Raw genomic sequence first — 20,557 nt, forward strand, 5'->3', positions numbered from 1 at the left:
CCGAGTGCGAGAAGGAGGTGCCCGTGGCCGGGTCGTCCAGGAGTGAGCAGCGAATAGGCCTGCTGAACGGCTTCGCGGCGTACGGGATGTGGGGGCTCGTCCCGCTGTTCTGGCCGTTGCTCAAGCCCGCCGGGGCCGGGGAGATCCTCGCCCACCGGATGGCGTGGTCCCTCGTCTTCGTCGCCGCCGCCCTGCTCGTCGTACGACGCTGGGCCTGGGCCGGCGAGCTGCTGCGGCAGCCACGCAGACTCGCCCTGGTCACCGTGGCCGCCGCGGTCATCACCGTCAACTGGGGCGTCTACATCTGGGCCGTGAACAGCGGTCATGTCGTCGAGGCCTCCCTCGGGTACTTCATCAACCCGCTGGTCACCATCGCGATGGGGGTGCTGCTGCTGAAGGAGCGGCTGCGGCCCGCACAGTGGGCGGCGGTCGGGACCGGCTTCGCGGCCGTTCTCGTCCTCACCATCGGCTACGGCCAGCCGCCATGGATCTCCCTCTGCCTCGCCTTCACCTTCGCCACGTACGGCCTGGTGAAGAAGAAGGTCAACCTCGGCGGCGTCGAGTCGCTGGCCGCCGAGACGGCGATCCAGTTCCTGCCCGCGCTCGGCTACCTGCTGTGGCTGGGCGCGCAGGGCGACTCCACCTTCACCACCGAGGGCGCGGGACACGCGGCCCTGCTCGCCGCGACCGGCGTGGTCACCGCCATCCCCCTGGTCTGCTTCGGCGCGGCGGCGATCCGCGTGCCGCTGTCCACGCTGGGGCTGCTGCAGTACCTGGCCCCGGTCTTCCAGTTCGTGCTCGGCGTCCTCTACTTCGGCGAGGCCATGCCGCCCGAGCGCTGGGCCGGCTTCGGGCTGGTGTGGCTGGCGCTCGCGTTGCTCACCTGGGACGCCCTGCGCACCGCCCGCCGAACCGCCCGGACGCTCAGGGCGCAGTTGGACCGAGCGGGCAGCGGCGTGACGCCGGTCAAGGAGAGCGCCGCACGGGAGTCGGGAATCGTGGCCTCCGGAGTGCCGGCCCCTGGTTCCGCCGGGTCCGAACAGCTCGACACGGCGACAGGCAAGCCGTAACGGCCCGACCGCCCCGCCACCGTCCTTCGTCAGCCCTTTTCGGGCGCCCGCCGCGCGCGGTGCGCCCGGGCCTTCTCCCGGTTGCCGCAGTGCTCCATCGCGCACCAGCGGCGGCGACCCGGGCGTGAGGTGTCGACGAAGAGCAGACGGCAGTTGTGGGCGCCGCACTCCCGGATGCGATCGGCGTAAGGGCCGGTGAACAGCTCGATCGCGTCGCGCGCGACCGTCGACAGCAGGCGGGCGCCCGTGGCACCGGGGGCCCAGCCGCGGGTGCCGTCCGCCTCGACGCGCGCGACGAGCGGGGGCTCGGCCGCGGCGGCGTTGACCGCGTCCAGGTGGTCGGGCTGGAGCGGATGCCCGTGCGCGCGATCCGCCGTGAGCAGGAAGAGGGCGTCGCGCAGTGTCCGGGCCCGCTCCACATCGGTCCGGTCCACGGCCAGATCCAGTCCGTCCGGCAGGCGGCTGCGGTCGGCCCAGGCGGCCAGGTCGGCGGGCTCGTGCAGCACCTCCCAGCGTGCGTAGGCACCCGGCCCGCCCGTCGTCAGCAGTTCGAGGCACAGGGCGCCGGGGTCGAAGCGGTACGGCTTGCCCTCGTGCGATCGCAGCGTCAGTCCTGGAGGACCGGCGGGACCGGCGGGACCGGGAGGCGGTTTCGGCGATTCCATTGCCCGCTCACTCATGTAACCATTATAACTGGTTACATGACATCGACCGCCGGACCGGCTCCCCTTCACTTCAAGATCGTCATCGACGCCGCCGCCCCGCACACGCAGGCGGACTTCTGGGCCGCCGCCCTCCACTACGAGGTGGAGGACAACAGCGCACTCATCGAAAAGCTGCTGGGTTTCGGGGCCGTACCGGCCGAGCTGACCGTCGAGTCCCACGACCGCCGCGCCTGGCGGGACCTGGCTGCCGTACGGCATCCCGACGACCCCTACCAGGAGGAGAGCGGCGCCGGGCTGGGGCGGCGGCTGCTGTTCCAGCGCGTACCGGAGGCCAAGGCCGGCAAGAACCGGCTCCACCTCGACCTGCACCCGGGCGAGGGCCGGCGCGAGGCGGAGGTCGCCCGGCTGGAGGCGCTGGGAGCGAGCGTCCTGCGGCAGGTGAAGGAGCCGGGCGGGGAGTGGGTGATGATGGCGGATCCGGAGGGGAACGAGTTCTGCGTTCACTAGAGCGCACACTCCACGCCCAACAGAGCGCACTCTCCAAGGGCTTCCGATATACGCGAAACCGTGGCCGGATAACGGTCTTGACGACCGGTCAGTACCGGACCCACCATCCAGGCACCCCATTCACTGTGGAGTCCCCTCCCCAGGGATTCCCTAGGAATTCGGAGCCCCCCACATGAAGCTCCCCCACTCCGGGCGTGCGCTGGCGGCCGGTGCCGTCGCGGTCGCCACGCTGATCACCGGCGGATCGGTGGCCGGCGCCACGCCCGTCACCGAGCGCTCCACGCCCGCGGCCGCCGCCGCGCCCGACATACCGATAGCCAACGTCAAGGCCCACCTGACGCAACTCCAGTCCATCGCCACGGCGAACGGCGGCAACCGCGCCCACGGCCGCCCCGGCTACCAGGCCTCGCTCGACTACGTGAAGGCCAAGCTGGACGCGGCCGGGTTCACCACCACCGTCCAGCGCTTCACCGCCTCCGGCCGCACCGGCTACAACCTGATAGCCGACTGGCCGGGCGGCGACGCAAATCAGGTTGTCATGGCCGGGTCACACCTGGACAGCGTCTCCTCCGGCCCCGGCATCAACGACAACGGCTCCGGCTCGGCAGCCGTCCTGGAGACCGCGCTCGCCGTCGCCCGATCCGGCCACCAGCCCACCAAACACCTGCGGTTCGCCTGGTGGGGCGCGGAGGAGTTGGGGCTGGTCGGCTCCCGCTACTACGTCAACAGCCTCGGCTCCACGGGCCGCGCGAAGATCAGCGGCTACCTGAACTTCGACATGATCGGCTCGCCCAACCCCGGATACTTCGTCTACGACGACGATCCCACCATCGAGAAGACCTTCAAGGACTACTTCGCCGGCCTCGGCATCTCCACGGAGATCGAGACCGAGGGCGACGGCCGCTCCGACCACGCGCCCTTCAAGAACGCGGGCGTTCCCGTCGGCGGCCTCTTCACCGGCGCCGGGTACCGGAAGACGTCCGCACAGGCGGCCAAGTGGGGCGGCACCGTGGGCCAGCCGTTCGACCGCTGCTACCACTCGTCCTGCGACACGACAGCCAACATCAACGACACGGCCCTGAACCGCAACAGCGACGCCGTCGCGTACGCGATGTGGGAACTGTCGCAGTAGGTCCGACGCGCCGCCCCCCTCGGCGCCCGCCCGGTCAGCCGGTCCGGGGGGTGTCGTTTGGATCAGGTCGGTTCCAAGGGACGGCGCCTGGGAACGGAGCCGAGCGGGGCGTGGTGCGTGCAGCCGCACGGCGGAGGAGGGCGGCAGGGCGGAGCCCTGGCAACCGACGACAACGCCGCAGATGCGCGTGCCATGCCCCGCGACCCCGGCAGGATCCGAACGACACCCCCTAGGCGCGGGCACGTTCGGTGAGGCGGCCCATGCGGCTGCGGGCGGACTCCAGTTGCTCGGAGTCCTCCGCGGCCGGGCCCCCCTCGGCGGCGAGTTCGCTCCACAGGCCGACCAGCTCGTGCCCCAGCTCCAGCCCCCGTGCCGGATCCCGTACGGCGCGCCAGGCGGTGGCCGCGCTCTGGACGTTGCCGTACGCGGCCTCCGCGTCGCCCGCGCGGCGGTGTATCCGGGACAGGTCGACGGAGAGGCGGAAGGCGCGGTCCGGATCGCCTGACAAATACGCGATGTACGCGGTGAGTTCGCGGAGCCGGAGAACCTCCGGGTGCTCCGGCCCCAGCGTCCCCGAGGCTTCGGCCACGGACCGCTCCGCCAGTTGCGCGGCCGCCTCCGTTCGGCCCTCCTTGACGGCCTCGTTGATGCGGGCCGTCGGCTCCGCGAGGAGCGCGGGGGCGGTGGCGTCGCCGGGTGCGGTGAGCGGTTCGTCCCCGAGTACGGCCTCGGCCACGGCGTCGAAACCGCGGGCGGGGGTGGGGGTGGGCTTGGGGCCGGGGTCGAGGTCGGCGACCGGCTCGGGGGCCGGGGGCGGCTTCGGAGCGGCGACCGGCCTGACCGGCCCGGGCGCGGGCTGCGGTGCCGCGCCTTCGCGGGCGCCGGTCGCGGAAGCGCCGTCCATTCGGGGCGGCGGACCGAACTCTCCCGTCGGCGGCGCCACCGTACCGAGGGCCGCGCCCTGGGCCGGTTCCGGCAGGGCGCGCAGCGTGAACGTCGGCGCGGACTCGCCGGCCGGCACCCGCTGCGACTCGGGCACCTTCGGGAGGCGGAACGTCTGGGCGCTGCCCCGTACCGGCTCCTCCGTCCGCAGAACGTGGGTGTGCTGGTCGCGCCGTACGGCCGGTTCCTCGGGAACCGTCGGGACCGGCTCCGCGGCGAGGTGGCTGGAGCCGTCCGGGTCTACGCGGAGCGGGACGGAATAGCCGATGCGCTCGTCGTGGATCGTGGCGAGGACGGGGTGGCCGGCGGCGAGGGCGAGGCGGTGGAGGCGGTTCAGGACGGCGTTCTGGATCTCCTCGCCGGGGGCCGCGACGACCAGCGAGCCGTCGATCGAAGCGCCGCGTACGTCGGAATCGGCCACCGGCACGCGGACGTCGATCGGCGTCGCCGCAGGCGCGGGCGAGCGCTCGGCGCCCTCGTGGTCCCGCTGCTTCTCACGGGCGAGTCGAGACATCGTTCCCCCACTCATCGGCGGCTTCCGTCGGCGGTTTCGATTCCCTGCCGTCCAGAGCCTGTCATGCCTGTCGTACACCTACTGTCGAGTCTCTCCGCTCGCTCGCGATTCTCACGTCACCGGGGTGTCACAGGCTCGTTCCAGGAGGTCACGCCCGTATCGGCGGGTCGATACGGGGCGGGCACGCGGGGGCGTGACACGGGAGGGGGCCGGGCAGGCGGACGGGCATGCGAGAGGGACCGGAGATCTGGATCCGCGGACCGGTGGCCCTACCGGAGCCGCCCACCCCGACGCCACCCGCCTCAGCGCTGCCCGGGCCCGCGCCCGCCGCGACAGGGCAGCCCGACCCAGGGCAGCCCGCCCCGGCGCCACCGCACTCGGAACGGCCCATCCCACGGCGCTTCTCCTGGGTCGGCGCGCACGGCGGCGCCGGCGTCTCGACGCTCGCCGCCGTGTACGGCGGACAGGACTGCGGACGCGGCTGGCCCGGTCCCGGCGACCCGCCGTCGGTGCTGCTCGTCGCCCGTACGCACGCGGCCGGGCTGGCGGCGGCCCACCGTGCCGTGGCGGCCTTCCGGCATGGACAGGCTCCGGCGGGGCTCGACCTCGACTGCGTCGTCCTCGTCGCGGACGCGCCCGGACGACTGCCCCGGCCACTCGCCCAGCGCGTGAAACTGCTGGAGGCGGCCGTGGACGTCCATCGCGTTCCGTGGGTCCCCGCCCGGCGCCTCGGCGAGACGAGCGGAAGTCCTCCACGGGGCACCGGCCCCCTGGTCCGCCTCACCGGGCGGGTGCGCTGAGCCGCTCGCTCCCAGTGGAACCCAGTGGACAGGTACTTGCGTGTGCATATAATGCATGTGCTGGTATCCGCGCACACCAACCATTCAGGGGAACCCCATGACCCGCCACTACCTCTTCCTGCTGGGCAGCAGCCGACCCGACGGCAACACCGAACTGCTCGCCCGCCGCGCCGCCGAACAACTGCCCACGGACGTCGAGCAGCGGTGGATCGACCTGGCCGAGCACCCGCTGCCCGATTTCGAGGACCTGCGGCACGACAGCGACCACGTCCGGCCCACGGAGGGCAACGCGGGCCTGCTGCTCGACGCCACTCTCGCCGCCACGGACATCGTGATCGCCTCACCGCTGTACTGGTACTCGCTGTCCGCACCGGTCAAGCGCTACCTCGACTACTGGTCCGGCTGGCTGCGCACCCCCGGCCTCGACTTCAAGGCGACCCTGGCCGGCCGCACGCTGTGGGGCGTCACCGCGCTCGCGCACCAGGAGCAGGAGGTCGCCGACCCGCTGATCGGCAGCCTGAGCAACTCGGCGGCCTACATGGGTATGCGTTTCGGCGGGGTGCTGCTGGGCAACGGCAGCAAGCCCGGTGACATCCTGAAGGACACCGAGGCGCTGGCAGGCGCCAAGACCTTCTTCGCGCGGGAGGCGCCGCTCGCCCGTTTCCCGTACGAGCAGACGGACACCGTGCCTACGAGGTGATGGCCTTGCCTACCGTCCTTGCCTACGAGGTGATGTCCTTCGCCGTGAACCGCGCCCAGGCCGCCGAGCCGAACACCGCCGCGTAGAGGGCCTGGAGGCCGAGGTTCTTCACCAGGTCGTCCCAGTAGACCGGTTCGCGCATCAGGTCGGCGAAGGACAGCCAGTAGTGCGAGAAGAAGTACGGCTGGAGCGCGTCGAGCTGCGGGATCTGGTCGAGGATCTGGACGGTGATCAGCAGCCCCACGGTGGTCGCCATCGCCGCGATGCCACTGCCGGTCAGGGTCGAGACGAACAGGCCGAGGGCCGCGACACCGACGAGCGAGGCGGCCACGACCAGGGCGATGAGCAGGGCGCGGCCCAGGCCCTCGGCGTAGGTGATCCGGGTGCCGGAGATGGTGGTCAGTTCACCGACCGGGAACAGCAGCGCCCCGACCGCGAGCGCCGAGACCGCGACCACCAGGGTGGCGGCGAGACAGAAGGTGATCACCGTGGCGTACTTGGTGAGCAGCAGCCGGGTGCGGCCGGCCGGGGCGACCAGGAGGTAGCGGAGCGTACCCGCGTTCGCCTCGCCCGCGATCGCGTCGCCCGCGACGACGCCGATGGCCATCGGCAGGAAGAAGGGGAGGGTCGCGGCGAGCGCGGTGAAGACCAGGAACAGGCCGTTGTTGCTGATCTGCGAGATGAACGCCGGGCCCTCGCCGCCTCCGCCACCACCACCGCCACCGCCACCGCCACCGCCACCGCCGAACGACGCCCCGTCGCTCGTCTCGATCTTCACGGCGATCCCCACCAGGACCGGCACGGCGGCCAGCACGCCCAGCAGGGCGAGGGTGCGCCAGCGCCGGAAGGTGATCAGCAGTTCGCTGCGGAGCAGCCCGAAGGACCACAGCGGACTCGGAGCGCGCACCGCGCTCGGCACCCCAGCCCGCGGCACCTCAGCCCGCGGCGACTCGGCCCGCGACGACGTGTCAGCCCGCGACGTATCAGCCCGCGACATCGAAGCCCTCCCCGGTAAGCGCCACGAACGCGTCCTCCAGGGAGGCGCGCTCCACTCCGAAGCCTCGGACGCGGACACCGGCCGTGACCAGGGCGGCGTTCAGGTCGGCGAGGTCGCGGTCCGGTGGCTCCGCCGTCACCCGGTCCTCGGCGACGACCACGTCCCCGGCCCCCTGCTCCTTCAGCACCCTGGCCGCCTCCCCCGCGTCCGGCGTGGTCACCACCAGCCGGCCGCGCGCCCCGGCCGCCAGGTCGGCGACCGCGCCCTGGCTGATCAGCCGCCCCTGGGCCATCACGGCGGCGTGCGTGCATACCTGCTCGATCTCGTCCAGCAGGTGGGAGGAGAGGAAGACGGTGGTGCCGTCGGAGGCGAGTTCGCGCACGAGCGCGCGGATCTCGCGCATGCCCTGGGGGTCGAGCCCGTTGGTCGGCTCGTCCAGGACGAGCAGGCGGCGCGGCTGGAGCAGCGCCGCGGCGAGCCCGAGGCGCTGCTTCATGCCGAGCGAGTACGCCTTCGCCTTCTTGCCGGCGGCGGCCGCGAGGCCCACCCGGTCCAGCGCCGCCGCGACGCGCTCCCGCCGGGTGCGCGGGTCGGCGGCCGGGTCGGCGGCGTCGTAGCGCAGGAGGTTCTCGCGTCCGGAGAGGAAGCCGTACAGGGCGGGGCCCTCGATGAGGGCGCCGACCTGGGGCAGTACGGTGCGGGCCGCGCGCGGCATGGGCCGGCCCAGGACCCGGGCCGTGCCCGAGGTGGGCTCGATCAGGCCCATCAGCATGCGGATGGTGGTGGTCTTGCCGGAGCCGTTGGGGCCGAGGAAGCCGAAGACGCTGCCCGCCGGGACGGTCAGATCCAGACCGTCGACGGCGAGCTGTCCACCGCGGTAGCGCTTGGTGAGCGCCCGGGTGGCGATGACGGCGTCGTCCGCGCCGTCCCCCTGGTCCGGGCTCCCCGCTTCCGTGGCGGACGGTTCGGCCATCGGCTCCCTCACTTCGTCCCTACTGCTCCGTGCGGACAACGGCTTCCGTGCCGGCGCCTACTGGGCCGCGTCGGCCGCCTTCACCAGCGCGCCCTTGGTGACCGCACCGGCGTAGACCTTGCCGTCGTCCGTGATCAGGGCGTTGACCAGGCGGGTCTTGAAGACCGTGCCGGAGCCGAAGTCGCCCTTGACCTGGTCGCCGAAGGAGCCGAGGAAGCCGCCGAGGTCACCGCCCGCGGAGGCCGTGGGCAGGCCCTGGCCGCCGGTGTCGAAGGTGGCGATCGAATTCCAGCCCTCGCCGATGACCTTCAGACCGTCCGTCCCCTTGAGGCCGTCCGTCCCCTTCAGGCCGTCCAGCTCCTTGGCGAGGTCGCCCTCGGCCTTCCGCCCGTGCTCCGGCGCCTTGGCCGCCTCGTCGGCCTCGGTGACCTTCGCACCCTTGGGCGGGGTGAAGTCGAACGTCGACGCGTCCGGCTTCGCGAAGCTGACCTTGGTGAAGCCCGCGTCCACGACGGCGGCGCCGCCGCTCGACGGGGTCAGCGTGAACTTCAGCGGCATGCCGGTCTCGGCGTCCACCGCGACGCTGATGGCGCCGACCGTGGAACCGTCCTGCTTGGGCTTGATCACCAGTCGGTACGCGTCCCGGCCGGCCACCTGCGCGGTGCCGTCGACGGTCACGGACGTGGTGTCGTCGACCGCCTTGAGGGCCTGGTCGGCGAAGTCCTTCGGGGTGGCCGGCACCTCCTTCTCCGGCTGCTCGGCGCTGCCGGACGTGGTGGAGTGGTAGACCTCGTTGGACTTGCTGTCGTAGCCCCAGACGTCCTTGCCGTCGTGGATCAGGCTGTACTCGGCGGCGTTCTCCAGCAGCGACAGCTTCTGCCGGTCGGGGCCGTCGGCGGCGACCCGCAGCGTGTGGGTACCGGACACCAGCTCGGTGAGCTTGGCCGACGGGTCGGCGGCGGAGCCGTCCTCGTCCCCGCCCGAACCCGGGCCGCCGGACATACCGGACATCAGGCCGCTCTCCAGGCCGCCGAGGTCCGGCAGACCCAGATCGGTGCTGATCTTGACCGTGCCGGACAACTGCTCGACGTCCGACTTGGCGATCTTCTCTATGAGCTGCTCCGCCGTGACCTTCGGAAGGTCGGGGTCCCCGGAGTCGGCGAGCGCGGGGACGAGCCCGATCGTCGCGGCCGCCACTCCCATCACCGCGACCGGGACGACGTACCGCGCGGCCCTGCGCCGTCCGGCGCGCAGCCCCTCGTCCTCCCCGGCGGTCGTGTTGTCGTCGGAATCGATCGGTGCCATGTGTGCCCTACCTCCGTCGTCGGCGGCGGCTGTCTCACGACCTCGCGCTCGTTCACCCGTGAGCCGCCATTCTCACCCGAATCGGTGAGGATTGGTGTTTCCGTGGTGTCCATCTGACCAAATCGGCCAAGCGGAATCGTCAGACCGCGGGCTCAACTCCGCCTACTCCTGCGGGATGACACGGAGGGGTCGCGACTCCCCCGGCCCGTAGGGGGCGGGTACGCGGCCGGGCGCTCAGCCGGCCCGGTGCACCACGGCGTCGCACAGTTCCACCAGCGCGGACTTCGCCTCGCACTCCTTGAGCGGGGCCAGCGCCGCCCGGGCGTCCTTGGCGTACCGCACGGTGTCCCGCCGCGCCTGCTCCAGCGCGGGGTGGGCGCGCAGCAGCCGCAGCGCCTCCGCGTGCCGCGCGTCGTCGCTCAGGTCGGAGTCCAGCAGCTCGCACAGGGCGATGTCCTCGGCGAGCCCCAGCCGGGCCGCCCGCTCGCGCAGCCGCAGCACCGGGAGGGTGGGGATGCCCTCACGCAGGTCGGTCCCGGGCGTCTTCCCCGACTCGTGGGAGTCGGAGGCGATGTCCAGGACGTCGTCCGCGAGCTGGAAGGCGACGCCGAGTCGCTCGCCGTACTGGGTGAGCACGTCCACGACCGTCTCGTCGGCGCCGGACATCATCGCGCCGAACCGACAGGAGACCGCCACCAGCGAGCCCGTCTTGCCGCCCAGCACGTCCAGGTAGTGGTCGACCGGGTCCCGGCCGTCCTGCGGGCCCGCCGTCTCCAGGATCTGGCCGGTGACGAGCCGCTCGAACGCCAGGGCCTGCACGCGGACCGCCTCGGGACCGAGGTCGGCGAGGATCTGCGAGGCGCGGGCGAACAGGAAGTCGCCGGTGAGGACCGCGACCGAGTTGTCCCAGCGGGTGTTGGCGCTGGGCACGCCGCGCCGTACGGCGGCCTCGTCCATCACGTCGTCGTGGTACAGGGTGGCGAGGTGGGTCAGCTCCACGACGACGGCCGAGGGCACGATCCCGGGGGCGTAGCGGTCGCCGAACTGAGCGGAGAGCATCACCAGCAGTGGCCGGAAACGCTTACCGCCGGCCCGCACCAGATGCTGGGCGGCCTCCGTGATGAACGGAACCTCGCTTTTGGTTGCCTCAAGCAACCCTTCCTCGACCGCGACCAATCCGGCCTGGACATCGGCTTCCAGAGCCTGGTCCCGCACGCTCAGCCCGAACGGCCCGACGACGGTCACGAGGGGTCTCCTGTCTGCTGGTGTCTACTGGCGATTACCTGGTTTGTCGATAGGTCGCTGCCACCACTCAAGTCAGCGTATCCGGTCACCTTTCGATCACCGCTAGCGCCCACCGTTACAGGCCGGTCGGTATCGGATCATGCACGGTATGTTTTTGATCAGGTGATATGAGCAGATATTGATCGCCATCACCAGGGGCCGGATCCCGCCACCGAAGATCACATCACCCCTCCCAACGGCCCGCACTCCGAATACGTCACCCGCTCGGGTCACCCGATCCCGTCCCGAACGGATGCCCGCACGACGCGCGGAAACACCGGCCAGGACGGGGCCGGAGACGAGCACACGCGCGGCGGCGGGCCCACCCGGCCACCGGTCGAGACCCGAAGCCCTCCACACCTGCGGCCGATTGACTCCAAGTTGGCCCTAATGCCCGATTTGCCATCCTTGTTGAGGCCAGTGAGTTGGCTCACTTCACCCCACCTGTAGGCAACCCTGCCGCCGACTGTGCCCTCCCTTTGCCCCGCAAGCCAGTTGAGCCTTGGCAGCCGCAAAGGATCAAGCGCCTCAAACACCTCAGACCAAGGTCAACAGGCGCGTTGGGTGATTCCTGCACTTGTTTCGGACATGTGCTCTCGCATACGTTCCCGGCCTGTCGGGCGGACGCCGAATCCTGCCACCGCCCGGACGCACAGTCATCCGCCAACAAACTCGCAGGCAGGAGCGGGGGACCCAGGTAAGTCGCCGCACCGGTCACCACCGGAGCGGCTCGGGGTGAAGCCGTGCCCGTCAGGGCCCGGCCGGGCACCTCCCCGCCCGAACCCGACAGCTCACCTCGCAGGCGTAAGGAGAGGGACTCAAGCATGTCTGCCAACGGTCAGAACCGTCACGCCCGCACCGCCCGCCTCGCCCGGAAGCTCGCCGTGGCCGGCACCGGCGCCGCCGTGCTCGCCCTGCCGCTCATCGGGGCCACCAGCGCCTCCGCGGCCACCCCGGCCGCCACCACGGCCGCCGCGACCGCCTCCACCGCGGCGACGACGTACCCGGACAACCTCGACGGCTGGATCCGGGAGTCGCTCGACGTCATGGCCCAGCACGGCATCCCCGGGTCGTACGAGGGCATCCACCGCAACATCATGCGGGAGTCGTCCGGCAACCCGCTCGCCATCAACAACTGGGACATCAACGCCATCAACGGCACCCCGTCCAAGGGCCTGCTCCAGGTGATCGACCCGACCTTCCAGGCGTACCACGTGCCCGGCACCTCCTGGGACCCGTACGACCCGGTCGCCAACATCACCGCCGCCTGCAACTACGCGGCCGACCGGTACGGCTCGATGGACAACGTCTTCGGCGCGTACTGAGTCGCACTCTGAGCCGTAGCACGGGGCTCTGCGCCGTAGCACGGGGCTCTGCGCCGTACTACGAGGCTCTGAAGATCCGTTCGAGGACGACGGCCACGCCGTCGTCCTCGTTCGTCAGGGTGACCTCGTCGGCCACCGCCTTGAGTTCGGGGTGGGCGCCCGCCATGGCGACACCGTGGGCCGCCCAGTCGAACATGGGGATGTCGTTGGGCATGTCCCCGAAGGCGATCGTCCGCCGCCGGCTCAGGCCCAGGCGCTCGGCGGCCAGCGCCAGGCCGGTGGCCTTGGTGATGCCGCACGGCTGGAGCTCCACCGTCCCCGGCCCCGACATCGTGACCGTGGCGAGGGAACCGACCACCGCGCGCGCCGTCGCCGCCAACTCGTCGTCGGACAGCTCGGGATGGCGCAGCAGCACCTTGCTGATCGGCGCGCTCCACAGCTCGTCGCGCCGCTCGACCCGCACCGCGGGCAGCGTCGGGTGAGGCATCAGGTATCCCGGCTCGATGAGCGTCAGGCCGTCGACACCGTCCTGGTCGACCGCTGCGTGCACCTGCCCCACCTCGGCCTCGATCTTGCCGAGCGCGGTCTCGGCCAGCTCCCGGTCCAGGGTGACCGACCACAGCATCCGGTGCGCGCCCGCGTCGTACACCTGGGCGCCCTGACCGCACACCGCGAGCCCCGTGCAGCCGAGGCGGTCGAGCAGGGGCCGCACCCGGGGCGCCGGCCGCCCCGTCACCACCAGATGCCGCGCACCGGCCCGGGCCACCCGCGCCAGCGCGGCCAGTGACCGGTCGGACACGGTGTCGTCGCCGCGGAGCAGCGTGCCGTCGAGGTCGGTGGCGACGAGTGAATACGCGGTGCGGTCCATGATCAGAGAATACGGACACCGCACCTGTCCGCCTCACCCGCGATCGCTTCCGAACGAGGAGGCGCGAGGTCGGCACGAGTCCGCACGAGTACGGCACGAGTGCGCACGAGGACGCACGTTCGTGTCCGAAACCTGGCACATCATCGGCTTCATCGGCTTCATCGGCTTCATCGGCTTCATCGGCTTCATCGGCTTCATCGGCTAAAGCCGGTTAACGGCCTGTGCACCGATTGGCAACAACATGGTCCGCTACCTACCGGCCGGACGGCCCCCGGGGGTACCTTCCTTTTGTCCAGGGGGACTTGATCGGGGGGTCGGGTTGAACAGCGGACGTGTGCGCGTGCTCAGGCCGGAGGAACTGGGCGAGGGGGAACGGGAGCACTGGCGCGAGCTGCGCGCCAAGTCGGCGGCACCACGCAATCCGTTCATGGAACCGGAATTCACCGATGTCGTGGGCCGGGTGCGGCCGCGGGCACGGGTCGCGGTGGTGTACGACGGCGGTGAGGCGGCTGGATTCCTGCCGCACGAGCGCGGACCGCTGGGGCAGGGGCGGGCGATCGGACTCGGGGTGTCGGACTGCCAGGGCGCGGTGCTGCGCCCCGGCCTCACCCCGGACACCCGCGAACTGCTGCGGGCCTGCTCCCTGTCGAGCTTCGCCTTCGACAACCTGGAGGCGGAGCAGGGGCTGTTCGTGCCGCACGCCGCAGAGGAGCACACCACCTACGTCATCGACGTGGAGAAGGGGTACGAGGCGTACGAGAGCGTGCTGCGCGACCGGTCGCCGAAGTTCCTCAAGACCACCCTCGCCAAGGAACGCAGGCTCGGCCGTCAGGTCGGGGACGTGCGCTTCGTGTTCGACGAGCGGGACCCGGCCGCGCTGCGCACGCTCATGGCGTGGAAGTCGGCGCAGTACCGCAGGACGGGACGCCGGGACCGGTTCGCGCAGGAGTGGATCACCCGGCTCGTGGGGCGGCTCGCCAGGACCCGGGCACCGGAGTGCACCGGCACGCTGTCCGCGCTCTACGCCGACGGCCGGCCGGTCGCCGCCCACTTCGGACTGCGCTCGGCGACGGTCCTGGCGTGCTGGTTCCCGGCGTACGACCCGGACTTCGCCAAGTACTCGCCGGGTCTTGTACTGCATCTGCGGATGGCCGAGGCCGCCGCCGCCGAGGGCATCGGCATGCTCGACATGGGTCGCGGTCCGGCGGAGTACAAGGACTCGCTGAAGACCGGTGACCTGCCCGTGTACGAGGGAGCGGCGACGCGAGTGGGGGCGGGCGCCGCGCTGCACTGGCTCGGCCGCGAGCCGGCCCGCCGCGCGCACGGCTTCGTGCGCGACCGGCCCCGGCTGGCGTCGCTGGCGGTACGGACGTTGAGGGGCGCGGCCCGGCTGCGCCGGTCGTGACGGAGGGCAACCACGAGGGGGGTGGGCGCATGGCCGGTGGGCGGCGTGCGTTGCGAGAGACACGGCAGGAGATAGAAGGGTTCCTGAGCATCGGGCCGGTACAGGTCGCCGAGCTGGATCTCGGCCCCGAGGAAGACGGGAGGGCTGCGGGTGCCGAGAGGGCGGAGCCGAGACCCGGTCCGGGCAGCCCACCGGTGACGACCGGCGCGGTGTTCCTCCTGGTCAGACGGGCGGGCCGACCCGTCGGTACCGTGCTCGGACAGATACCCGAGGGCGCGGATCCCGCGGAGGTGCTGTCCGGGCTCGCCCGGAGACTGCCGCAAGGGGCGCCGCCCGAGCCGTTGCCCCGGCCGCCGTCCGCCAGCGTCGTGGTCGCCACCCGGGAACGCGCGGACCAGCTCGCCCGCGCGCTGGACTCGCTGCTCGCGCAGGACCACCCGGACTTCGAGATCGTCGTCGTCGACAACGCGCCGGTGACCGAGGAGACCCGGGAGCTGGTCGAGCGCAAGTACGGCGAGCGGGTGCGGTACGTGTGCGAACCGGTGCCCGGACTCGCCGTCGCCCACAACCGGGGCCTCGCGGCCGTACGGGGCGAGGTGAGCGCCTTCACCGACGACGACGTGGTCGCCGACCCCCGCTGGCTCACCGAGCTGACCGCGCCCTTCGCCGCCGACCCGCGCTTGGGCTGCGCCACGGGGCTGATCCTGCCCGCGCGGCTGCGCACCCCCGCCCAGGTGCTCCTGGAGAGCCACGGCGGCTTCGCGAAGGGGTTCACCCCGCGGACGTACGACCCCGAGCACCCGCCCGCCGACGAGCCGCTGTTCCCGTTCACGGCGGGCCGGTTCGGCTCCGGCGCCAACATGGCCTTCCGTACGGCCGTGCTGCGGGCGGTCGGCGGCTTCGACCCCGCGACCGGCGCGGGCACGCGCGCGCGGGGCGGCGACGACCTGTACGGCTTCGTCCGCGTCCTCGCCCAGGGGCAGCGACTGCGCTACACCCCGCACGCACTGGTCTGGCACCACCACCGGGAGACGTGGCGGGACCTGGAGACCCAGGCCTATGGCTACGGCGCGGGCCTCACCGCGTATCTCACGGCGATCCTGGTGAACCGACCCGCGCTGCTGCCGGCCTTCCTCGCCCGGGTGCCAGGCGGACTGGCGCACGCGCGGGGGCTGACCGCCGTACGCGCGACCGGTGAAGGTGCGGAGGCGGCGGCGGAGGGGCCGGGCGGGCACGACTCCCGTACGCATCCCTGGCCGCGGCGCCTGTCCCGGTTGCAGCGCCGGGGCATGCTGTACGGCCCCGTCGGCTATCTGCGGGCCCGTCGCGCCCTGCGTACGGTCGGGCTGGAGGCGCGATGAGCGAGGCGGCGGAGGCTCCGAGAGCGGCCGGGGCGCGGGAGGGGGTCCCCGCGGCAGGCGGGCGGCTGGACGGGACGGCCGAGCCAGGTGGGACCGGTGGGACTGGTGGGACTGGTGGGACTGGTGGGACCGATAGGGCGGGCTGGACCGGTGGGACGGCCGGGCCCAGTGGGACTGCCGATTCTGGCGGGACGGGCGAGCCCCGTGGGACGGGCGGGACCGGTGGGACTGGCGAGCCCGGTGGGACTGGCAAGCCGGGTTGGAACGGTGGGCACATACCCGTCTTCCTCTATCACGCGGTGATGGACGATCCGCCCTCGTGGATCGCCGAGTTCACCGTCACTCCGAAGGAGTTCGCCGCCCATCTGGACGCGATCGTGGACAGCGGCATGACGCCGGTCACGATCAGCGTGCTCGCCGACCACTTCGCCGGCCGGGCGCCCCTGCCGCCCCGGCCGGTGCTGCTCACCTTCGACGACGGCTTCGCCGACCTGCCCGGTCCCACGGCCGAGGCGCTGGCCGAGCGCGCGCTGCCCGCCACCGCCTATCTCACCACCGGGGCCATCGCCCCGGGCGGTCGCAGTCTGCTCCCCCCGGCCCCGATGATGACCCTGGACGCGGCGGCGGAGCTGGAACGTTCCGGCATGGAGATCGGCAGCCACACCGTCACCCACGCCCAGCTCGACACGCTGTCCGCCAAAGGGCTGGCGTACGAACTGCGCACGTCCAAGGACATGCTGGAGGACGCCCTCGGGCACCCGGTCCGCCACCTCGCCTACCCGCACGGCTACAACAGCGCGAAGGTGCGGTCGTCGTCGGCCCGTGCCGGGTACGAGACGGCGACCGCCGTGCGGCACGCGCTCAGCTCCGACCGCGACGAGCGGTACCGCATCGCCCGGCTCATCGTGCGGCGCAGCCACACGGTCGCCGACGTCGAGGCGTGGCTGACGGGAGAGGGCGTCCGGATCGCCCCCTACCGCGACGGGCCGAAGACGGTCGCGTGGCGGTGGTACCGGCGGGGGCGTGCCATGGTGCGGGGGCCCGAGTTCGCCGGCTGACCACGGTCACTCGAGGGGCTGGTTGAGGTGCGGGTCGGCGACCATCTTGCGCAGGCTGGCCCACGCCCGGTCATTGGCCACGGCCAGATCGCAGTTCGGTCCCGGGTCGCGGTAGTTCCACTGGAGGGCGGCCTTGACGCCCTCCAGCTCCTTGAGCACGCGGGGCACCTGCGCGTACCAGTCCGCCTGCCGGTCCGCTCGCTTCGGGTCGGAGGCACTGCCGAACTCCGAGAGCATCAGGGGCTTGTCGTCGGAGAGGTTGGCGCGGATCCAGTCGTGGGTGGCGTGCTGCGTCTGCGCGAAGCTCAGCCAGTCCGTCTTGTGGCAGAGGTAGTAGTTGTACTGGTTGTAACCGATCCAGTCGACGTACTCGTCCCCCGGGTACATCTTCTCGAACAGGTCGGCGTGGTCCAGGTAGCCGGTGATGATCCAGGTCCACACGACGTTGTCGACGCCCAGCTCGCGGAACCGGTCGTGGATGTGCCGGTAGGCCCGCACGTAGTCGGCCGGTGTGCCGTTGTCCGGGGTGCGGGTGTCCATCTCCAGGTCGAAGGAGAGGAAGACCTTCTTCCCCGTGCGCTGCCCGTAGTCCTTGACGCGCTGCGCCTGCACGTCGATCACGGAGTCGTCCAGGTCGCCGGCGGCTATCTGTTTCCAGGTGGGCTGCTGCTGCTTAGTGCCGCCCCACCACTTGCTCTCCCAGGACAGCAGCAGCATGCGGTCCTCGCCGACGCGCTGTTCCTGCTCGGTCAGGAGCTGACCTTCCAGGCGGGTGTCCGTGATCGCGGACATGTCGTGGTACGTGTACACGATGTCGAGCTCGCGCCCGACGTTCTTCTCGTACGCGTGCACCTTCTCGGCCAGGTCGGACTTGTCGTGCGGCACGAAGGCGCCGAACCAGGCGCCACAGGGCGGTTCGAGGAGCGCGGTCGGGCGGCACCTCGGGTCGTCGGCCGGGTCGGCGGGGCCGGAGGCGTCGCGCAGGGCGAGCACCGCGACCAGGACCGCGCAGGTGGCCGTGATGGATGTGATCAGCAGTCGGCGCCGGCCCGGTCCCCCGCGGTCCCCGGGGGCCTTGGGCCGGCGGTGCTGTCCGGTCGTCGTCGAGTCTCCGGCCGTGCGGCGAGCGGGACGGGCGAACCTCACAGAGTGGAACCCTTCCGTGTCCTCGGCGCCGCCCCCGGCGCCGTGCTGGGCGTCGGCGGGGAGGCACGCAGGCGCGGGCAGAACGCGGCGAGCGTGGTCAGCAGGGTGAGCGTCAGCAGGACGCGGTCCCCGCTGAAGGCGTGCGCGGCTATCAGTACCGTGGCGACGAGCATCGCGGCGCTCACGCTCAGCAGGACGGCAAGCATCAGCCGTTCCAGCAGGTCGGAGTGGCGTTCGAAGTCCGCGTCCCGGCGCTCGACGGGGGCTTCGGCACGGCGGGCCCGCAGCGCGGGGCCGCAGATCCCGACCAGGGCGGCGCCCGGGCCGACGGCCAGGAACGCGGCGACGGCCGCGCCGCGCAGTGGTGAGCCGCCGGGCAGGGCGAGCGCGGCGAGCGCCAGCCAGCCCGCGAACGGGGGCAGCATACGGATCACGAGGTCCTGCGGTGTCACGGCGACCTGCCGTGTCATGGCGTCCTGCGATGTCATGGCGTCCTGCGATGTCATGGCTGACTCACTCCCCTTCTCAGCTCGCCGGATTCAGGACGTAGAGCACGCCGGCGCTGTTCTCGGCGATCAGCTCGAACCTCGGTGACGCCGCCACGGACTCCCGTACGCGCTCCAACTGCGCCTCGTCCAACTGGCCGTTCATCTCCGAGTTGGCCGTCTGCCCCTGGGTGAGCAGGAAATAGGCGCGTGCCGGTGCTTCCACGGCGGCCATGTCGCGGGCCAGGACGGCGGCCGGGTCTCGGACGATCTCGTCGACGTGGCGTCGGTCGTCGTCGAGGAACCAGTAGTGGTCGACTCTCCAGTACTGCTCGTAGGCGAGCGGGTAGTTCCGGTTGGCGGCGACGACCAGGGAGTCGTCGGGCGCCTGGTCGAAGAGCTGCTGGACGAGGGCGACTTCGCGGGGCGGGAAGTAGTTGATGCGGTCCTTGCCCGAGTAACTCGGTACGAAGGCGAGGGTCCCGGCGAGCAGCACGAGCAGCGGCACCCACGCGCCGTACCGCAGCGGGGGCAGGGAAGGCAGTCGCAAGCGGCGGCGCCGGGCGGACGAGCGCGCGGCGGCCGGCGAGCGTCCGCCCGTCTCCCGCGCGGCGGCGTCGGCGGCCAGCGTGCGGACCTTGGGCAGCAGCGCGGCGGCGGCGAAGAAGGCCGCGCCGGGCAGCGTGAACATCAGGACCCGGAAGATCATCTCGCTGCCGTAGCTGCTCGCCACGAACATCGGCAGCGGCGCCGCGGCGACCAGCAGCAGCGGCAGCGCCCGGTGCCGCAGCACCCGCTGGCGCACCACACCCACCAGCGCGAGCAGGAGCACGGAACCCGAAAGCAACCGGGCCACCCAGGAGGTCGCCACCGCTCCGGTGCCGGTGGGGGTGGCCCCGTACCCGGTCTCGACGTTGGCTCCGACGTCGCCGATGGAGCGAATCATGTCCGGCATGGCGGCGGACAGGAAGGGCAGCGCGGCCGTGAGGCACCAGGCCAGGAAGATCACGACCGTCGTGACCGCCGGGACCCAGTGGCGGTAGCGGCGCGTGAAGGCCAGCGCGACGAGCGTGACGACGAGCATGCCGGGTGTCAGCTGGTGCGAGACGACGATGGCGGTTACCAGCACGCTGAGCAGTACGGTCCACACGGCCTGCCCTTGCCGGCCGTCCCGCCCGCCGGAGCGGCCGTAGCGGCGCAGTACGACCGCGATGACGCCCAGGTGCAGCACGAAGGCGACGGACTGCGGGGAGAAGTAGTCCTGGCCCACCCAGTTGGCGACGCAGAACAGCCACACGGCGGTCCAGATCAGCCGCCGGTCCTCGGTGAAGGTCCGGTAGATCAGCAGCAGCGGGAGCAGCAGCAGCACGCTGGAGACCAACGGCCACCAGGCCATGTACATCGCGGCGTTGTCCACACCCAGCAGCCGCACCAGCGCCGCCTGGGCGGCGAAGAAGCCGGGCCACTGGTCGTAGACGGCCATGTCGCCGAGCCGGTCCGCGGTCTGGAGACCGCCGGACGTCAGCAGGTGGTCGATGACCGCGTCGTGCTTCCACGCCCACGCGTAGAGCGGGGTCGGGTAGAGAACGGCCTGGGTGGCCCGCTCCATCACCAGCAGGCCCAGGACGTACGCGAGGGACCAGCCGTTGGGACGGCGCGGGTCGCGGACCGTGCACCAGAAACCCGCGGTGAGCACGGCGAGGCCGGCCCAGAAAGTGGGGTGCAGGGCGCTGACCAGGCCGTAGTCGTCCAGGGCGGACACGTCGGTGTGCCGCATCGCGTAGCCCCACAGGGCGAGGGCGACGAGGAGGGGCACGGCCGGCCAGGCGGCGGCCGCGCGGGCCGGCCAGGCGGCCGGAGTGAGGTCGGACAGATCCGTCACGGGCAGCTCGGCGGCGGAGCCGGAGGGCTCCGGGGTAGAGGGGCGGTGGGCGCGTGCGGTACTCCTCCGGCCCGGCCGGGCGGACGCTTCGTCCGAGGTCGTGGTGGCCGACTCCTGCGAAGTGCGGGGCGGCTCCTG

The 20,557-nt window shown here is 72.0% G+C and carries 20 protein-coding genes and 1 riboswitch; of the genes, 10 read left to right on the forward strand and 10 right to left on the reverse strand.

The features are described 5' to 3' along the window. The first annotated feature begins 23 nt into the window (after positions 1-23). Entirely contained in the window at positions 24-1,070 is a 1,047-nt protein-coding gene (gene rarD, locus ACFW48_RS10760; protein ID WP_386312587.1) for an EamA family transporter RarD, read from the forward strand. A gap of 29 nt (positions 1,071-1,099) precedes the next feature. On the opposite strand, the gene ACFW48_RS10765 is transcribed toward rarD, so the two are convergent. Continuing rightward, positions 1,100-1,735 (reverse strand): CGNR zinc finger domain-containing protein, encoded by a 636-nt coding sequence (locus ACFW48_RS10765; RefSeq protein WP_386313053.1) that lies wholly within the window; start codon positions 1,733-1,735, stop codon positions 1,100-1,102. Between the two features lie 36 nt (positions 1,736-1,771). Here ACFW48_RS10765 and ACFW48_RS10770 point away from each other — a divergent pair, with 36 nt between their 5' ends. Both ACFW48_RS10770 and ACFW48_RS10775 read left to right on the forward strand, forming a co-directional pair. Continuing rightward, positions 1,772-2,242 (forward strand): VOC family protein, encoded by a 471-nt coding sequence (locus ACFW48_RS10770; protein ID WP_386312590.1) that lies wholly within the window; start codon positions 1,772-1,774, stop codon positions 2,240-2,242. Between the two features lie 172 nt (positions 2,243-2,414). Then, entirely contained in the window at positions 2,415-3,374 is a 960-nt protein-coding gene (locus tag ACFW48_RS10775; protein WP_386312593.1) for a M28 family metallopeptidase, read from the forward strand. Between the two features lie 229 nt (positions 3,375-3,603). Here the strand turns inward: ACFW48_RS10775 and ACFW48_RS10780 are convergent, their stop codons facing one another. After that, the gene (locus ACFW48_RS10780) at positions 3,604-4,830 is read right to left on the reverse strand and encodes a tetratricopeptide repeat protein (protein ID WP_386312596.1); all 1,227 of its coding nucleotides are present in this window, start codon (positions 4,828-4,830) and stop codon (positions 3,604-3,606) included. 227 nt (positions 4,831-5,057) lie between these two features. Here ACFW48_RS10780 and ACFW48_RS10785 point away from each other — a divergent pair, with 227 nt between their 5' ends. Both ACFW48_RS10785 and ACFW48_RS10790 read left to right on the forward strand, forming a co-directional pair. Next, positions 5,058-5,630, forward strand: a complete 573-nt coding sequence (locus tag ACFW48_RS10785; RefSeq protein ID WP_386312599.1) for a DUF6668 family protein — start codon at positions 5,058-5,060, stop codon at positions 5,628-5,630. Between the two features lie 97 nt (positions 5,631-5,727). Further along, positions 5,728-6,330: a flavodoxin family protein gene (locus ACFW48_RS10790; RefSeq protein ID WP_386312602.1), complete on the forward strand. Its 603-nt coding sequence runs from the start codon at positions 5,728-5,730 to the stop codon at positions 6,328-6,330. Between the two features lie 22 nt (positions 6,331-6,352). Here ACFW48_RS10790 and ACFW48_RS10795 read toward each other — a convergent pair whose 3' ends face one another. The 4 genes from ACFW48_RS10795 to ACFW48_RS10810 form a co-directional block, all read right to left on the reverse strand. Continuing rightward, on the reverse strand, positions 6,353-7,327 hold the full coding sequence (locus tag ACFW48_RS10795; RefSeq protein ID WP_386312605.1) for an ABC transporter permease: 975 nt from the start codon (positions 7,325-7,327) through the stop codon (positions 6,353-6,355). Further along, positions 7,314-8,300 carry an ABC transporter ATP-binding protein gene (locus ACFW48_RS10800; RefSeq protein ID WP_386312608.1) on the reverse strand — a complete coding sequence of 329 codons (987 nt, stop codon included), beginning with the start codon at positions 8,298-8,300 and terminating at the stop codon, positions 7,314-7,316. The genes ACFW48_RS10795 and ACFW48_RS10800 overlap by 14 nt, the downstream gene beginning before the upstream one ends. 57 nt (positions 8,301-8,357) lie before the next feature. Continuing rightward, positions 8,358-9,605 (reverse strand): outer membrane lipoprotein carrier protein LolA, encoded by a 1,248-nt coding sequence (locus ACFW48_RS10805; RefSeq protein ID WP_386312611.1) that lies wholly within the window; start codon positions 9,603-9,605, stop codon positions 8,358-8,360. 234 nt (positions 9,606-9,839) lie between these two features. Further along, positions 9,840-10,850: a polyprenyl synthetase family protein gene (locus ACFW48_RS10810; protein ID WP_121748595.1), complete on the reverse strand. Its 1,011-nt coding sequence runs from the start codon at positions 10,848-10,850 to the stop codon at positions 9,840-9,842. A 690-nt stretch (positions 10,851-11,540) separates the two neighbouring features. Further along, a riboswitch (cyclic di-AMP (ydaO/yuaA leader) is annotated at positions 11,541-11,708 on the forward strand. 5 nt (positions 11,709-11,713) lie between these two features. On the opposite strand from ACFW48_RS10810, the gene ACFW48_RS10815 reads away from it, so the two are divergent. Further along, entirely contained in the window at positions 11,714-12,214 is a 501-nt protein-coding gene (locus ACFW48_RS10815) for a transglycosylase SLT domain-containing protein (protein WP_386312614.1), read from the forward strand. Between the two features lie 58 nt (positions 12,215-12,272). Here the strand turns inward: ACFW48_RS10815 and ACFW48_RS10820 are convergent, their stop codons facing one another. Continuing rightward, the gene (locus ACFW48_RS10820; protein WP_386312616.1) at positions 12,273-13,082 is read right to left on the reverse strand and encodes an HAD family hydrolase; all 810 of its coding nucleotides are present in this window, start codon (positions 13,080-13,082) and stop codon (positions 12,273-12,275) included. On the opposite strand from ACFW48_RS10820, the gene ACFW48_RS10825 reads away from it, so the two are divergent. The 4 genes from ACFW48_RS10825 to ACFW48_RS10840 all read left to right on the forward strand — a co-directional run bounded on the left by ACFW48_RS10825 (position 13,081) and on the right by ACFW48_RS10840 (position 16,906). Continuing rightward, positions 13,081-13,287 (forward strand): hypothetical protein, encoded by a 207-nt coding sequence (locus ACFW48_RS10825; protein WP_386312619.1) that lies wholly within the window; start codon positions 13,081-13,083, stop codon positions 13,285-13,287. The two genes, ACFW48_RS10820 and ACFW48_RS10825, sit on opposite strands and share 2 nt — an antisense overlap. 135 nt (positions 13,288-13,422) lie before the next feature. Further along, positions 13,423-14,487 carry a GNAT family N-acetyltransferase gene (locus tag ACFW48_RS10830; protein ID WP_386313056.1) on the forward strand — a complete coding sequence of 355 codons (1,065 nt, stop codon included), beginning with the start codon at positions 13,423-13,425 and terminating at the stop codon, positions 14,485-14,487. Positions 14,488-14,516: 29 nt separating this feature from the next. After that, positions 14,517-15,848, forward strand: a complete 1,332-nt coding sequence (locus ACFW48_RS10835; RefSeq protein WP_386312622.1) for a glycosyltransferase — start codon at positions 14,517-14,519, stop codon at positions 15,846-15,848. 302 nt (positions 15,849-16,150) lie between these two features. Next, complete coding sequence (locus ACFW48_RS10840) at positions 16,151-16,906, forward strand: polysaccharide deacetylase family protein (RefSeq protein ID WP_386312625.1); 756 nt, start codon at positions 16,151-16,153, stop codon at positions 16,904-16,906. Positions 16,907-16,912: 6 nt separating this feature from the next. Here the strand turns inward: ACFW48_RS10840 and ACFW48_RS10845 are convergent, their stop codons facing one another. The 3 genes from ACFW48_RS10845 to ACFW48_RS10855 are packed head-to-tail and all read right to left on the reverse strand — an operon-like array spanning position 16,913 to position 20,419. Further along, entirely contained in the window at positions 16,913-18,052 is a 1,140-nt protein-coding gene (locus tag ACFW48_RS10845; protein WP_386312628.1) for a glycosyl hydrolase, read from the reverse strand. Next, a complete protein-coding gene (locus ACFW48_RS10850; RefSeq protein ID WP_386312631.1) occupies positions 18,049-18,558 on the reverse strand; it encodes a hypothetical protein in 510 nt (169 codons plus the stop codon). Before ACFW48_RS10850 ends, ACFW48_RS10845 begins: the two co-directional genes overlap by 4 nt. Positions 18,559-18,577: 19 nt before the next feature. Beyond that, positions 18,578-20,419: a glycosyltransferase gene (locus ACFW48_RS10855; RefSeq protein WP_386312633.1), complete on the reverse strand. Its 1,842-nt coding sequence runs from the start codon at positions 20,417-20,419 to the stop codon at positions 18,578-18,580. Positions 20,420-20,557 lie beyond the last annotated feature (138 nt).

Source organism: Streptomyces sp. NPDC058812 (assembly GCF_042744565.1).
GTDB classification, from domain to species: Bacteria; Actinomycetota; Actinomycetes; order Streptomycetales; family Streptomycetaceae; genus Streptomyces; species Streptomyces thinghirensis.